This window comes from Psychrobacillus sp., from assembly GCF_032154225.1.
Classification (GTDB): Bacteria; Bacillota; Bacilli; order Bacillales_A; family Planococcaceae; genus Psychrobacillus.
In genome coordinates this window covers 66,423-81,784 of sequence record NZ_JALDYF010000003.1, presented here as the reverse complement: position 1 = coordinate 81,784, position 15,362 = coordinate 66,423, and the positions used below count along the sequence as shown (strand labels likewise).

The window sequence follows — 15,362 nt, the reverse complement described above, 5'->3', positions numbered from 1 at the left end:
CAATTTTAGAGAACTAAATTAGAGTTTAAATTAGTTGTGTGATAATGATAATCGTTATCACTTAAAGGGAGTTATTAGTAGGAGGAGAAATGAAGTATGAGTAGATGGAAATTATTAGCTGCACCAGCTTTAGTATTAATGTTAGCTGCATGTGGATCAGATGAAACAGAAACACCAAAAACAGATGAAACAAATAAATCAGGTGAAACAGAAAAGGTTGTAGCTGAAGAATCAGCATTCCCTATGACAGTATCTTCACTAACTGCTAATAGAGAAACTGACGAAGGTAAATCAATTACGTTTGAAGATATTACTTTAGAGCAAGAACCAAAGCGCATCATTACTTTGGACTACGGTTTCTTAGACACACTTGATGCATTAGGCGTTGAAGGTATCGTAGGTATCGCAGCTAACGGTGGTAAAGGAAACATTCCAGAACACTTAAAAGCAAAATATGCACCAAGCGATAAAGTTGCTGATGTTGGTACATTAAAAGAAATCAACTTCGAAGCAGTAGCAGCTGCTAACCCAGATATTATTTTTATCTCTGGTCGCCAATCTCCATATTATGAAGAATTAAAAGAAATTACACCAAATGTAGTATTTATCGGTTCAGATAACTCGAACTATATTGATGGAGTTTATGAAACAGTTGATTTAGCAGCAGCAATCTTTGATAAAGCTGAAAAAGCGGAAGAGTTAAAAGCGGCATTACAAGAAAAAGTAGATGCAGTAAAAGAAAAAGCAGCTGGCTATGAAAATGCTTTAGTAGCTATGTATAACGACAAAAAGATCTCTGGTTTCGATAATGGTGCAGACTCTCGTTTCGCATACGTATACAATGACTTCGGTTTCGTACCATCTACAACTGATATTAAAGCATCTTCACACGGTTCTGACTTCTCTTATGAGTCATTACTTTCTGTAGATCCAGCAGTATTATTAATCGTAGACCGTACAGTATCGGATGTAGAAACGATTAAAGCAGATATCGAAAATGATATTATTAAACAAACTCGTGCTTACAAAGAAGGTAAAATTGTATACTTAGACGGTACAAACTGGTACTTCTCAAGCAACGGTATAACAACTGAAACAGCAAAATTACAAGAAATTCTAGATGAATTAAAATAATTCATACTAAAATCCACGGGGAGCATTCCTCGTGGATTTTTTTGTATAGAATAGATTCAAGGAAATAAATTTAAAAATTTTGAACGAAATGAAACATCGCTGCGTCTAATGAGAAAAGGAGGCGAAATAGATGGGATTTGAAGTCGTGGAGCGTGCTATTCGTGGAGATCATCAAGCGATACTTTCACTCATTGAAATGGATGAAGACATTTTATATCGTATGGCCTTTACATATATGAAAAATGAGCAAGACGCTTTAGACGTGATGCAAGATCTTACTTATAAGGCTTTAAAAAAAATGGATACCGTCAAACAGCATGAATATGCGAGAACATGGCTCGTGCGCGTGTTAATCAATTGTTGTAAAGACCATTTACGAAAACGTAAACCAACTGTTCCAATTAAAGAACATCACGTAGTGGAGCGGGTTATTTATTCTGATATGGAGCGATTATTGGAACATTTAACTTTGTCGGAGCAGCAACTCGTCTATATGAAATATTTTCAACAACTCAAAAACAAAGAAATTGCAGAACTAAATCAAATTCCAGAAGGCACTGTAAAATCTAAGCTTCATCACATAATCAAGAAGCTTAAAAAATCTGCGGGACAAAAGGAGGACTGGCTATGAGTAAACGACCGATTGACGTACCAAAAGAGAAACTTCAACAAAACCGAATGGACATGTTACGTAAAGTTCAGCGAGAAAAAAGAACGAAGAAGCGCATTGTTCCAATTGCATTAGTTGCTTTGTTTTGCGTAAGTATTATATTTTCGATTCGTGTTTCTCCTACGATTGCTAGTTATGTCGCAAAAATACCTGGTTTTGAAGCAATAGTAACAGTGATTAGCATAGATAAAGGGATTAAAGATGTTGTAGACAATGATTACTATGAAAAAATTAATGAGAAGCGGTCAAAAAGTGGTCTATCTCTTACATTACAAGGGGTGATTGCAGATTATTCAGGACTTGTACTTTTCTATGGCGCTGACGCCCTATTTGATATTTCGGAATTACAGTTAGAGAAAGTTCAATTATTCCAAGGGGACGATGAAATAGAATGTGGCTGTACATTTATCAAGAATGCATCAGATCAAACATATATTTCTTCTTCCGTAGAATATGACTTTTCAGAGCCGATTTCTTATACTTCGAAGGATTTTAAAGCTGTTTTTCATTTTAATGATAAAGTGAAAGGGAATATTGAAATTACGGTACCGTTTACACTACAACATGAAATCGCAGAAGAAAAAATTATTGCTGCGAATCGCATTGTAGATGTCGATGGCCAGAAATTTACAATTATACAAATTCGTCGTTCTCCATTAAAAGTGGCCCTAGATATTGAAATAGATCCAGCTAATACAATGCGAATAGTAGCGCTTGATGATATTGCAGTCGTGACGGAAAATGGTGAGCGGAGAGATAGACTTAGACAAGGCATTACAGCAGCAGGAGATATTCGCGAAGGCAAATATACGGTCTATTTGCAAAGTAATTATTTCGATGATCCAGAGTCACTAACGGCTATAATTGGAGCTGTTCAAGCCGTTCCAAAGGGCGAGGATTTTATTGAAGTCGATTTTGCAACGAAAGAAGTACTTACAAAGCCCGATTATTTTGATTGGGACATTTCCGTAAAGCAGCAAGAGGTATCAGTTGCTGTGGATAAATGGGATAATAATGACAGACTTTTAATGATGTATGACGCTGTAAAAGAAGACGGTACGAAGTTAGAGCATTTAGGCAACAAGGTTTCACGAGATGAGCAGTATGACGTTGAAACGACACAATTTGAAGAGTATGATGGTAAAGCAAAAATATATTTGAACTATTATTACAATCCTATTGGAAAAAATATCGAACTGAATATTCCATTGAAATAAAGTGTAGATGTTCAAAAGTTCTTCTTTTTGAACATCTTTTTCTATATGTTTTAAGTGTACATCTGTTATTAACTAGCTTATAATTTTTGGTAACAGATAGGAGAGACGTTGTATGAAAAAAATATTTTATCCACTCGGACTTGTTACTTTATTAGGCTTTGCTATGCTTTTTTTCACCTTCTCTCGAGACGAAATGATTCAAATAGATACAAAAATGACGAACTTACTTGGTGACAATGCCTTCATCACTGCTTTTCATTACTTAGGAGAACCAGTATTTGTCATAGCCGTTATGCTGGTCTTGCTCGCTTATTTATGGGGACGGTCAAAAAATTATCGCGGCATGTTATTTGTTTTATTCTCCGTTGGGGTTGGAAATGTTTTAAATCAGGGTTTAAAAAAATGGATTCAACGAGAACGACCAGATGTGCCACATCAGCTGGAGAGTTTTAGTTTTCCATCGGGACATGCAATGCTCGGATTGCTCTATGTATTTACGATTGCTTATTTCCTAACAGAATATCAATCCGATAAAAAAGTAAGGGTTTTAATATGGCTAGGGGCAGTCGTACTCGCGGCTTTAATAGGACTCTCTCGAATTGCGGAGCATCGTCATTTTGCATCGGATGTGTTTGCAGGATGGATGCTTGGGTATACTTGGTTTGTTATAGTTGCATTTTGGTACGAATATAGAAAAAGAAGCTTTCGCCCAATAAAATAAGTACTAAAATCCTTTCCTTCATCGGAAAGGTTTTTTAAAAGGGGATTTAGTCGGATGTTTGAGCTACCGGATGAAATAGTTGCACTCGGAATGAAACGAATAGAAGGTTTCCCTGTAGAAGGCTTTGTTAGGGGGAGTGGACCTAAAAATCCATCTATATTGCTTATTGGAGAAGCACCAGGTGAAAATGAAGCAATACAGAGCATCCCATTTATCGGGAGGGCAGGTGATGAACTACAAAAGTCATTAAAGAGCATCGGCTTAACGAGAGAAGATGTTTATATGACAAGTTCGGTCCGAAGTCGCCCATATATATGGAAAGAGAAAAAAATGAGAAATGGAGAAATAACTAAGCGAAAATATAATAGGCCACCGACTCAACAAGAAATACTTGCACATGCTCCATTGCTCGATTATGAACTAAAAAATATAGCACCACTTGTTATTGTTACATTAGGGAATGTCGGCTTACAGCGATTGCTTGGGAAAGATGCAAAAGTGTCTCAACTGCATGGGAAAGTAATAGAGCATTCTGTGCGACATTTAGCTTCACTGGATGGCAGTGACTATTTATGGTCCTCTGAACCTTATAGAATTATTCCAACCTATCATCCTGCATCCGTTTTTTATCGCCCTTCGAATCGTGATTTTGTTGAAAAGGACTGGTTAGAAATCGGTAAATACATTTCTTCCTTAGAAGCCTAATATTACGCATGTGGATTAACCATTTTCTATTATCGTTCGTTTTCTAGATAAAGTGCGTCTTAGTGGTTTCGGCAGGGATTTGCGCTACAGAGGCAGACGCTTACCGCGGGCACGGCTTCAGCCGCTTCCCTCACTTCGTTCAGTCCAGGGTCTTCAGCTCGGGCTTTTCCCGCAGGTGTCGCCGCCTCTTTCGCTCGAATCCAATGGAGCTTGCTTACGTATTCGGAGTGGAAGAAAAAGTGGAAATAAATGTTTTTCCAACTAAATGCGCTAAAATTCCAACTAAACCCTCCATTTTTCCAACTAAGTAGAGGGACAGTAAATGAAAGTGTAAAAGCATGGGGAAGAGGAAGACTCATCGTCAATTTTTATAGATAAGTCCAAGTCGCCATGAATAATAGCTTATATAGATAGTTAAATACTTAATGCCGTAGCGCGTCGGGCCGCATGAGCCGAAGTATGAGACCCACTTGGGCGCAGCACAAGTTGGCTCATGCAAGGTGCGGCAAGCGCGGAGGCATAGTGGCTATTCACTATGACGCACTATATGTAAAGCAAGTCGAAAATGAGTGTTTTGTTTTAAAGTGTTCTCAAATATTTCACTCGTAAAAAATAGTTGCGCAAAGGAAACTTTTTGCGTATACTAATCTATAATTGATAATGAGAAAGTAGATGGGTTGATGGAAGGAAACGTTGTTTTTGCATTATTACTTACGTTATTCGCTGGCCTAGCAACAGGGATAGGGAGTTTACTATCTTTATTGACTACAAGGACAAATACAAAGTTTTTATCCGTAGCATTAGGATTTTCTGCCGGAGTTATGATTTATGTATCTTTAGTTGAAATATTTGTAAAAGCAAAAGATTCATTGACGGCCGAACTTGGTGCAACAAATGGGTACTGGATGACAATTGCTGGTTTCTTTGGTGGAATGATCTTCATTGCGCTAATTGACCGACTACTCCCGTCGCTAGGTAATCCTCATGAAGTAAAAAGTGTAGAGGATATGGACGTAGAGCCAAGCAATGCTGAATATACAAGGCTGATGAGAATGGGTGTTTTCACTGCCCTAGCGATTGGTATTCATAACTTTCCAGAAGGGATTGCTACGTTTGTATCTGCGCTTCAAGATCCTAATTTAGGAATTGCGATTGCAATAGCAGTTGCGATTCATAATATTCCAGAAGGAATTGCAGTTGCCGTTCCAATTTATTATGCAACAGGCAGTCGTAAAAAGGCATTTAAGCTGTCGTTTCTATCGGGACTTGCAGAACCAGTTGGAGCATTAGTTGCTTTTTTAATTTTGATGCCATTTTTAAATGGCGTGATGTTTGGTATTATATTTGCCGCGGTAGCAGGGATTATGGTCTTTATTTCATTAGATGAATTATTGCCAGCAGCTAAAAAATACGATGAGACACATTCGTCTATTTACGGGGTTGTAGCCGGAATGCTTGTTATGGCATTGAGCTTAGTGTTATTAGCATAATAAAAAGCAGTGAGACTCTCATTTACGTGAGAGCTTCACTGCTTTTTTGACAACTATTCCTGTTCGGTTCATTTCTACTGGGAGCATTTCAATGTTTGGAAATGCTCCGCTTAATTTGGAGATGAACGCTTCTTCTGTACCTTTTTGTATAAGGGACAGAAGGGTTGGACCAGCTCCACTTATGCATGTGCCGAATGCACCAGCCTTTTTAGCAGCTAGTTTAATATTTCTACTTTCAGGAATTAAATCAAGTCGATATGGCTCGTGAAATAAATCCTTCTCCATATAAACACCGGCTTGTTCAAACGACTGCGATAGAAATGCAGCTGTTAACAAGTTTGCAGTAGCACTTGCCTGTGCAGCCATTTTTCGAGAATATTGCTCTGGCAAAACACTTCTAGCAGCTTTTGTTTTTAATTCAAAATTAGGGATGAATAAAACAAATGCTGCATCGATATGGTACGCATGAAACACATGGATGTCTCCATTATCTGCATTGGATGAAATCGTGAAGCCACCGAAAATAGAAGCCGCCGCATTATCGGGATGACCTTCTATTTCAGTTGCAACTTTCAGCTTGTCATGAGCAGTGAGTTCTAATTGCAACACCTGATTGGCAAGCTCTACTCCAGCAACAATGGCAGAGGCACTACTTCCCATTCCTCTAGCAAGCGGAATTTCGCTTTTTACAGCTAAGTGGCAAGGAGGTAATGCACGCCCATGTAAAGCAGCAGTCTTTTCCGCCGCTTGTACGATTAAGTGCTCTTGTGGATTTGCTACTTCTGGTAGATTGCCTGATAAATTAACAATTTTCCATTCCGTAGCAATTTCCACATCTACTTCCAAGTATTTATCTAGTGCTATTCCGATTGAATCGAATCCAGGACCTAAGTTTGCAGTACTTGCAGGTATGGAAAGATGCCAGCTTTTATTCATAGTACCCCCTCAATATATTGACGAATGTCTTCCTCGTCATTTTTTAAAGATACCAAATCAACTGTAGAAACTTGCATAGCAGTATCAGGATCTTTTAAACCATTACCAGTAAAGATTGTTACTACTTTGCTTCCAGCAGCAATTTTCCCGCTTTTCACAGATTTAATTACTCCTGCTAAAGATGCGGCGGAACCTGGCTCTACAAATATACCTTCTCGACTAGCGATTAATTGATAAGCGTATAAAATTTCTTCATCTGTAACAGAATCAATAATACCGCCAGATTCATCACGAGCTGCCTCTGCTAATGCCCAGCTTGCAGGATTTCCGATGCGAATTGCAGTTGCTATTGTTTCTGGATTAGCGATTGGTGCACCTTGAACAATTGCCGCTGCTCCTTCTGCTTCAAAACCAAACATTTTTGGTAGACCAGAATTTTTTACTTCATTATATTCTTTGAAGCCTTTCCAGTAGGCACTAATGTTGCCAGCGTTACCTACTGGAATACATAAATAATCTGGGGATGAACCGAGTGCATCAACAATTTCAAATGCCGCAGTTTTTTGTCCTTCTAAACGGTATGGATTTACAGAGTTCACAAGTGCTACAGGTGATGTTTCACTTACTTTACGAACAATTTGTAATGCATCATCAAAGTTGCCGTCAATTTCAATAATTTTTGATCCATACATGCATGCTTGTGCTAATTTACCAAGCGCTACTTTTCCTTTCGGGATAACGACGATGGATTTTATACCGGCACGTGCTGCGTATGCGGCAGCAGCAGCAGATGTGTTTCCAGTGGATGCACAAATAACACATTCACTACCTTCTTCGATTGCCTTTGCAACTGCGAATACCATTCCTCTATCCTTAAATGACCCAGTAGGATTTGCTCCTTCTACTTTTGCATATAATTCAATTCCTAGTTCTTGCGATAAGTTATTTAGTTTAATAAGAGGCGTATTACCCTCGTGCAATGTTAATTTTGGTGTTTTCTCTGTTACAGGTAAAAATTCTTTATATTGTTCAATCAGTCCTTGCCAAGCCATTATGTGTTCCGCCTCTCTGTGTTTCTTAAAGAAACATATGTATTTCTATAAAGGACATGTTACCGCACTAAAGTGCAAAAGACAAGAATAATTTTCTATTGAATGTTTGCTAATGTGTGCGTATACTATCTATGTAAACTAAAAACATTACAAGTGTAAAGACAGGGGTTTGGGATGAGTAAACAGAAGCAACAAAAGCCGTTATCGAAAAATAAATTACTAGGTATTGCAGGACTGGCGTGGATGTTCGATGCAATGGATGTTGGAATACTTTCCTTTGTAATCGCAGCGTTAGCAGTAGAGTGGAACTTAACTCCAACCGAAATGGGCTGGATTGGAAGTGTCAATTCGATCGGTATGGCAGTGGGTGCACTAGTGTTCGGAGTTTTTGCAGACAAAGTGGGACGCAAAAAAATATTTATGATTACCTTATTAATGTTTTCTATAGCTAGTGGATTATCTGCACTGACCACAACGTTAGTAGCCTTTTTAATATTGCGCTTCTTTGTTGGGATGGGCCTTGGTGGAGAATTACCTGTTGCATCAACACTAGTATCGGAAAGTGTAGAAGCAAAAGAAAGAGGACGAGTAGTAGTTCTTCTCGAAAGCTTTTGGGCAGCTGGTTGGCTTCTCTCCGCACTTATTGCCTATTTTATAATTCCAAGTTACGGCTGGAGAATAGCATTAATCATCACAGCATTGCCAGCATTTTATGCAATTTATTTACGAATAAAACTACCAGATTCACCTAAATATACTGCAAATAAAACAGAATCTAGAACGATTTTGCAAAATATGAAAGAAGTATGGTCAAGAAAATATGCCAAGCGCACGTTAATGCTGTGGATCGTCTGGTTTACAGTCGTATTTTCTTATTATGGAATGTTTTTATGGCTTCCTAGTGTCATGGTCATGAAAGGATTTAGCCTTATTAAAAGTTTTGAATATGTATTAATCATGACTCTTGCACAATTGCCCGGATATTTCTCCGCAGCATGGTTAATCGAGAAAGTTGGAAGAAAGTTTGTATTAGTAACTTATTTACTTGGAACAGCAGCAAGTGCTTTTGTATTTGGTGGAGCAGAAGCCACAACTTTGCTAGTTATTTCAGGCATGCTATTATCGTTCTTTAATTTAGGGGCATGGGGAGCGTTGTATGCTTATTCACCAGAGCAATACCCGACAGTTATTCGGGCAACTGGGTCAGGAATGGCGGCAGCAGTTGGACGAGTAGGAGGTATATTAGGGCCATTATTAGTCGGCTTCCTTGTAACTGGTGGATATGAAATTGGATATATTTTCAGCATTTTTTGCGTCGCTATTGCAGTCGGTGTATTGGCAGTTCTATTTTTAGGAACAGAAACAAAACAAGTGGAATTAGAATAAGTGACAAGCCTGCATCCAATATGGACGTAGGCTTTTCTTTTTTCGTCTGAAACGACGTGTAGTGTTTCTTAAAGGATGCATATCGGGGTATAATTAGAAGGTTGGACAAAAGTAAAAATGAGCAGGAGTATCGTACATGAAAAACAAACAACTAACTGACAGGCAAATAATCGACTTAATCGAAAAAAATGCCGATATTATTCTACCATTAACAAATGGAGAGCCAAATAAATTACTTGATATTTTAGAAGCAAATGCAGACGCATTAACAAATGTAAAAATACATCAATTACTTGCGTTGCAATCGAGAAAATATATAGAAGGAGCGTACCCTGGAAAGCTTTCACATGTTTCTTATTTTCTAGGTGGCGCTACTCGGAAAATGTTTCAGCAAGGATTTGTAGACCTTGTGCCAAATAATTTTCATGAAATACCTGGAATATTAAAAAGTGCTACAAACCTATCTATTGTAATGGCAGTTGCGGCGCCAATGGATGAATTTGGCTACTTTTCTTTAGGTACACAAGCGGACATTGTTAGTGAATTTATTGGCAAGGTTCCGTTCATACTAGAAATAAACAAGCATATGCCACGTACATTTGGAGAAAATCAAATTCATATTAGTCAAATTGTTGGATTTGTAGAAAATGATCGCCCTTTAGTGGAAGATATTGCAGTTCCAATTGGAGAAAAAGACATTAAAATCGCAGAATACGTAACGGAAAATATTAAAAATGGAGACACTTTACAAATTGGAATAGGTTCCATTCCAAACGCAGTTGTTAGCTTGCTGAAAAATCATCGAAATTTAGGTATTCATACAGAAATGTTTGTGGATGGCATAGTTGACCTTGCGGAGGCTGGTGTCATAGACGGTACACAAAAGTTTACACATAAAGGAAAAATTGTTGCAACATTTGCGCATGGTTCAAAGAAGTTATATGATTTTCTTCATAATAATCCATCGGTTGAATTTTTACCGGTAAGTATAGTGAATGACCCGAGAGAAATTGCAAAAGAAGAACGAATTGTTTCGATTAACGCAACGACAGAAGTCGATTTATACGGACAATGTGCTTCCGAAACAGTAGCTGGAAAATATTACTCATCTACTGGAGGACAAGCCGATTTCGCTAGAGGCGTTCGATTTGCCAAGGAAGGTAAAGGTTTTGTATGTATGTCATCTACAGCAAAGGGAGAGGAGATTTCACGCATTAAGCTAAATCTTACGCCAGGATCAGTCGTAACAACTTCGAAAAATGATGTAGATGCAATTGTTACGGAATATGGAATTGCTAGAATGTATGGTAAGCCTATTTCAGAACGCGCAAAACAACTAATTTCTATTGCACACCCTAAATTCAGAGAAGAATTAGCATTTGAAGCGAAGAAACTAGGTTTTATTTAACGAGGAGAATTCGATGTATGAAACCAATTGATCTATCTTTTTTTCACCAACCAACATTAGAATTAGCAGAGCATTTATTAGGGAAATATATTGTCCATGAGCATAGCAGTGGCGTACTTATTGGGAAAATAGTGGAAACAGAAGCATATATGGGACCTGAAGATAAGGCGGCACATAGTTATGGAAATAGAAGAACGAAGCGAACAGAAATTATGTTTGGTGAGGCTGGACAAATATATACGTACCAAATGCATACGCATACATTGATCAATGTTGTAGCTGGTGCGATTGGAACTCCTAATGCAATATTAATACGCGCAGTGGAGCCGATAGAAGGATTAGAAGTAATGCAAGAGCATCGAAAAAATCAGCCGATGAAACAATGGACGAATGGACCAGGCAAACTTACAAAAGCATTAGGTATTACAATGGATTATTACGGGAAACCTTGGACGGAAAAGCCGTTGTATATCGCAGAAGGTGAACAAGTCATGAATGTTTCAACTGGACCAAGAATTGGCATTGGAAATAGCGAAGAGGCTGTACATTATCCATGGCGCTTTTGGGCAACAGATAATCCGTTCGTTTCGAAAGCAAGATAACAAAAAGCACGAGGAGTCTACTGGACTCTCCGTGCTTTTTGCTTATATAAGTTTTCCCATATAATACTCATCAACAAATTGATCGTCAATAATGAGTGCATTTTTCCGTGTACCCTCATTTTCAAACCCTAGCTTTTTATATAGCTTTTGAGCGTTTACATTATTTCTTATGACTGTAAGCTCGAGCTTAGAAATATTAACTCCCTTAGCCCAATTTTCACCTTGGCGCATAAGAGAAGAGGCAATCCCTTTTTGGGAAAATTCTTTTTTTACACCAATGACAACTGATCCACGGTGTAATGCACGAGGACCTGGACCACCTGAGATTAGTAAGAATCCAGCGAATTGCCCGTTCATAATTGCTAGTAGCAAAATGGAGTTCGTGGAGTGTTTCCAAGCAGTCATTTTTTTGCGCATACTTTGAACGGTTACTTGCATGTCAGATTTTCCATATAACATAAAGTCTGTTTCGGAAAAGATAGTTTCTTGTAGATGGATAAATGCGCGTGCATCTTCCAGTTCTGCTTCACGAATAATAAGGATATCTTGCTGATTATTTTCATCGGCTGGTCGTTCATCTTTCTCGTGAATAATTCCTTGGAATGTGACAGACTTTCCAAGTTCTACTTCTTTTACAGAGTAGCCATAGTTCGTCCAAGCGAAATAGTGTAAAGCGGGCGGCTTCGTTTTCTTCCACCAGCTGCTGCTTAAATAAGCTGCGTTAGGTAGAGTATGTCCAATGATTGCTTCAATTTCAGTGAATGCCAAGGTTAGTTCTTTATGTGTGGATTGCTTGAAAAAGTTGGAGAGGGGGATATATTTGCTTTCGAAATCTTTAGACATTATTTCACTCATTTCCATATTAATAAAAATCGTTAGGCTCATTATAGCATCAATGGTAGTAAGTGCATAATACTAAACACTCATTAGAACGTTAAATAATTCCTAAAAATAAAAAAGAACTACTTCAAAAACGAAGTAACTCTTTTTTACCTTATAAGAAAGTATAAGCTCTCTTATTTAGTAACTGTCCAGCTTCAGTGCCTAGCCCCTCAGGGTCAAATGTGAAAAGTGCTCCAGCGGTTACTCGTCGCAATAAACAAAGCTGTGGTGGCTGTGGATCTGCCTCCTCGCTTTTCCCCATTTTGCTCCTGCGATTACTCGTCGCAGAAGAACATGCCTGTCGGGGCAGATATAGGCGCTTACACATTTCTTATCAATTATGCTTGTACTAAATCAAGATGCATAGCTGGTCCGAAAAATTCGAAATGAATTTTTTCGTTTGAGTATCCAAGTTCTAATAAGTGATTAATCATTGCTTCCATGAATGGAGCAGGTCCACAAACGTATACATCCCCGTTTTGAATGGCATGTTTTGCTAATACGTCTTTTGTAATTACGCCATCTCCACCATCTGAGTAAAGTGTAACGTATTTTGTGTCTTCCATTGTTTCCATTAAAGAACGGATGTCTTTATCAAATGGATGTAGGCTTTCATTACGAGCACTATAGATGAATGATACAGAACGACTTGGTTGGTTTTTCGCAATTGTGTCGAACATACTCATCATTGGTGTGATTCCTACACCACCACTTATAAATGTGACAGGAGTAGATTTTTCTGAATCTAAGAAGAAATCTCCAGCTGGAGCGCTAAGTTCTACGATATCTCCAACATTTACAGTGTTGTGTAAGTGAACAGATACTTTTCCTTCAGGATTGTTTTCATCTTCCTTTTTCACTGAAATGCGATACATATCTGAGTCAGCTGCTTTTGAAAGGCTGTATTGACGATTCAATAAGTATTTTTCTCCAGGGATACTCACTCGGATTGAAACGAATTGGCCAGCCTCATAAGTTGGTAATACGTTACTGTCCGCAGGTTTCAAATAGAAAGAAGTTATATTGTCACTCTCGACTACTTTATTAGCAATGATGAAGTCTTTAAAGAAGCGCCATCCACCTGGTTGTGATTCAGTAGCAACATACATTTCTTCTTCAATGCCGATAAATGCATCTGCAATTACTCCATAAGCTTCTGCCCATGCTCCAATAATTTCGTCTGTTGCTGCATCTCCAAGTACTTGTTTAATAGCACCAAGTAAATGCTCTCCAACGATTGGATAATGCTCTGGTTTAATACCTAGGCTTACGTGCTTAGTTGCGATTTGTTTAACGACTGGAATAATAGCACCAAGATTATCTATGTGTACTGCGGCTGCGTATACAGTGTTTGCTAGTGCAGTTTGTTGACGTCCTTTAGCTTGGTTAGCATGGTTAAATATATTTAGTAGTTCTGGGTGTGCTTCGAACATATTTTTATAAAAAACAGTAGTAATTTCAACTCCGTGATCAGCTAAAATTGGAGCAGTAGATTTTACGATATCAATTGTTTGTTGAGATAACATAATGATTACACGTCCTTTTCTTTTCTTGTTTGTTTACAACTCTTACGATACTCCCCAATTTACCTTAAAGCAATATTTAAAATACTTCTTTAATAAATCAGACACATTTCTTTCACGGAATCGCCATAATCGTTATAATGAAAAAGAAGAATGGCGGTGGCAATATGAGATTAACTATGTATACAGATTTCTCACTTAGAGTGTTAATATACCTTGGAACAAAAGAAGATAAGGAACTTTCGACGATTCAATCGATTTCGGATGCTTATGGAATATCTAAAAATCATTTGATGAAAGTGACATTTGAGCTGGGAAAATTAGGTTACATCGAAACGGTGAGAGGACGTGGCGGAGGTATTCGATTAGCGATGACCCCGGAAACGATTAATATAGGACAAGTTGTAAGAAAAACAGAAGATGATTTTCATCTAGTTGAGTGTTTTGATTGTACGACGAATAGCTGCGTTATTACGCCAGCATGTAGTTTGAAAGGTGCGCTTCAGCAAGCTTTAAAAGCGTACTTGAACGTGTTGGATGAGTATACACTTGCAGATTTCCTACATCAGAAATCACAGTTAGCAAATTTACTTTTCAATCAAAGACCGTAAATATGATAAAATGAATTCGGTAAATGTTTTTTAGGAGGAATTTTCATGGGAAAAGTATTAGTATTCGGACATAAAAATCCAGACACAGACACAATCACATCAGCGATTGTATATGCACATTTAAAAAATGCAATTGGTGTAGAAGCAGAGGCAGTTCGCCTTGGAGAGATAAATAATGAAACAAAATTTGCATTAGAAAAGTTTGGCTTTGAAGCACCAAGACTTATTGGAAATGTCGCTTCTGAAGCGAAGCAAGTTATTTTAGTCGATCACAATGAAAAACAACAAAGTGCAGAAGGTATTGACGAAGTACAAGTAACAGAAGTCATTGACCATCACCGTATTGCTAACTTTGAAACAGCAGAGCCTCTTTATTATCGTGCGGAGCCAGTTGGTTGTACGGCAACGATATTAAATAAATTGTATAAAGAAAAAGGTGTGGAAGTTCCAGCAAATATTGCGGGTTTAATGCTGTCAGCAATTGTTTCGGATACTTTATTGTTCAAATCACCAACTTGTACAGACGAAGATGTGGTAGCAGCACGTGAGCTAGAAAAAACTGCTGGAGTAGATGCAGCAGAGTATGGACTAGCTATGTTAAAAGCTGGGGCAGATTTAAGTGATAAAAGCTTAGAGGAACTTCTTTCATTAGATGCAAAAGAGTTCGGCATGGGCGAATATAAAGTGGAAATTGCTCAAGTGAATGCAGTGGATGTTAATGATGTAATGGGACGCCAAGCAGAACTAGAAAAATTGATCCACGGCGTTATTCAAGAAAAAGAATTAGATTTGTTTTTCTTTGTTGTAACGGATATTTTAAATAATGATTCGGTTGCATTGGCACTAGGAAAAGCGGCATTAAAAGCAGAGGCAGCGTTTGGTACGAAGTTCGAAAACAATGTTGCACTTTTAAAAGGTGTCGTGTCTCGTAAAAAACAAGTAGTGCCAGCGCTAACGGAAGCATTATCAAACTAATAAATGGACTTCCTATCATAAATGGTAGGAAGTTTTTTAATTACAGGCAG

The 15,362-nt window shown here is 38.0% G+C and carries 16 protein-coding genes; 11 read left to right on the top strand and 5 right to left on the bottom strand.

Annotation, left to right across the window (positions count from 1 at the left end):
- The first annotated feature begins 96 nt into the window (after positions 1 to 96).
- From RUH95_RS06080 to zupT, 6 genes are all read left to right on the top strand, one after another.
- Positions 97 to 1,134 carry a siderophore ABC transporter substrate-binding protein gene (locus RUH95_RS06080; RefSeq protein ID WP_313891947.1) on the top strand — a complete coding sequence of 346 codons (1,038 nt, stop codon included), beginning with the start codon at positions 97 to 99 and terminating at the stop codon, positions 1,132 to 1,134.
- A 130-nt stretch (positions 1,135 to 1,264) separates the two neighbouring features.
- A complete protein-coding gene (locus tag RUH95_RS06075; protein WP_313891946.1) occupies positions 1,265 to 1,765 on the top strand; it encodes a sigma-70 family RNA polymerase sigma factor in 501 nt (166 codons plus the stop codon).
- A complete protein-coding gene (locus RUH95_RS06070) occupies positions 1,762 to 3,021 on the top strand; it encodes a DUF4179 domain-containing protein (RefSeq protein ID WP_313891945.1) in 1,260 nt (419 codons plus the stop codon). Before RUH95_RS06075 ends, RUH95_RS06070 begins: the two co-directional genes overlap by 4 nt.
- A 112-nt stretch (positions 3,022 to 3,133) precedes the next feature.
- Positions 3,134 to 3,742: a phosphatase PAP2 family protein gene (locus RUH95_RS06065; RefSeq protein WP_313891944.1), complete on the top strand. Its 609-nt coding sequence runs from the start codon at positions 3,134 to 3,136 to the stop codon at positions 3,740 to 3,742.
- Between the two features lie 54 nt (positions 3,743 to 3,796).
- Positions 3,797 to 4,447: a uracil-DNA glycosylase gene (locus RUH95_RS06060; protein ID WP_313891943.1), complete on the top strand. Its 651-nt coding sequence runs from the start codon at positions 3,797 to 3,799 to the stop codon at positions 4,445 to 4,447.
- Between the two features lie 680 nt (positions 4,448 to 5,127).
- Positions 5,128 to 5,937, top strand: coding sequence for a zinc transporter ZupT (gene zupT, locus RUH95_RS06055; RefSeq protein WP_313891942.1), 810 nt, complete (start codon positions 5,128 to 5,130; stop codon positions 5,935 to 5,937).
- Positions 5,938 to 5,955: 18 nt separating this feature from the next.
- Here the strand turns inward: zupT and thrB are convergent, their stop codons facing one another.
- Both thrB and thrC read right to left on the bottom strand, forming a co-directional pair.
- Complete coding sequence (gene thrB / locus RUH95_RS06050; RefSeq protein WP_313891941.1) at positions 5,956 to 6,873, bottom strand: homoserine kinase; 918 nt, start codon at positions 6,871 to 6,873, stop codon at positions 5,956 to 5,958.
- Complete coding sequence (gene thrC / locus RUH95_RS06045; RefSeq protein WP_313891940.1) at positions 6,870 to 7,925, bottom strand: threonine synthase; 1,056 nt, start codon at positions 7,923 to 7,925, stop codon at positions 6,870 to 6,872. The genes thrB and thrC overlap by 4 nt, the downstream gene beginning before the upstream one ends.
- A 174-nt stretch (positions 7,926 to 8,099) precedes the next feature.
- Here thrC and RUH95_RS06040 point away from each other — a divergent pair, with 174 nt between their 5' ends.
- From RUH95_RS06040 to RUH95_RS06030, 3 genes are all read left to right on the top strand, one after another.
- Positions 8,100 to 9,311 (top strand): MFS transporter, encoded by a 1,212-nt coding sequence (locus tag RUH95_RS06040; RefSeq protein ID WP_313891939.1) that lies wholly within the window; start codon positions 8,100 to 8,102, stop codon positions 9,309 to 9,311.
- Between the two features lie 136 nt (positions 9,312 to 9,447).
- Positions 9,448 to 10,719 (top strand): acetyl-CoA hydrolase/transferase family protein, encoded by a 1,272-nt coding sequence (locus RUH95_RS06035; RefSeq protein WP_313891938.1) that lies wholly within the window; start codon positions 9,448 to 9,450, stop codon positions 10,717 to 10,719.
- A 17-nt stretch (positions 10,720 to 10,736) separates the two neighbouring features.
- A complete protein-coding gene (locus tag RUH95_RS06030) occupies positions 10,737 to 11,321 on the top strand; it encodes a DNA-3-methyladenine glycosylase (RefSeq protein WP_313891937.1) in 585 nt (194 codons plus the stop codon).
- Positions 11,322 to 11,363: 42 nt separating this feature from the next.
- Here the strand turns inward: RUH95_RS06030 and RUH95_RS06025 are convergent, their stop codons facing one another.
- The 3 genes from RUH95_RS06025 to hmpA form a co-directional block, all read right to left on the bottom strand.
- Positions 11,364 to 12,164, bottom strand: a complete 801-nt coding sequence (locus RUH95_RS06025) for a GNAT family N-acetyltransferase (RefSeq protein WP_313891936.1) — start codon at positions 12,162 to 12,164, stop codon at positions 11,364 to 11,366.
- Positions 12,165 to 12,315: 151 nt separating this feature from the next.
- The gene (locus RUH95_RS06020) at positions 12,316 to 12,465 is read right to left on the bottom strand and encodes a hypothetical protein (RefSeq protein ID WP_313891935.1); all 150 of its coding nucleotides are present in this window, start codon (positions 12,463 to 12,465) and stop codon (positions 12,316 to 12,318) included.
- A 76-nt stretch (positions 12,466 to 12,541) separates the two neighbouring features.
- Positions 12,542 to 13,729: an NO-inducible flavohemoprotein gene (gene hmpA, locus RUH95_RS06015; protein ID WP_313891934.1), complete on the bottom strand. Its 1,188-nt coding sequence runs from the start codon at positions 13,727 to 13,729 to the stop codon at positions 12,542 to 12,544.
- A gap of 164 nt (positions 13,730 to 13,893) precedes the next feature.
- On the opposite strand from hmpA, the gene RUH95_RS06010 reads away from it, so the two are divergent.
- Together RUH95_RS06010 and RUH95_RS06005 are read left to right on the top strand one after the other, a co-directional pair.
- The gene (locus RUH95_RS06010; RefSeq protein ID WP_313891933.1) at positions 13,894 to 14,337 is read left to right on the top strand and encodes an Rrf2 family transcriptional regulator; all 444 of its coding nucleotides are present in this window, start codon (positions 13,894 to 13,896) and stop codon (positions 14,335 to 14,337) included.
- A gap of 45 nt (positions 14,338 to 14,382) precedes the next feature.
- Positions 14,383 to 15,312 carry a manganese-dependent inorganic pyrophosphatase gene (locus RUH95_RS06005; RefSeq protein ID WP_313891932.1) on the top strand — a complete coding sequence of 310 codons (930 nt, stop codon included), beginning with the start codon at positions 14,383 to 14,385 and terminating at the stop codon, positions 15,310 to 15,312.
- Positions 15,313 to 15,362 lie beyond the last annotated feature (50 nt).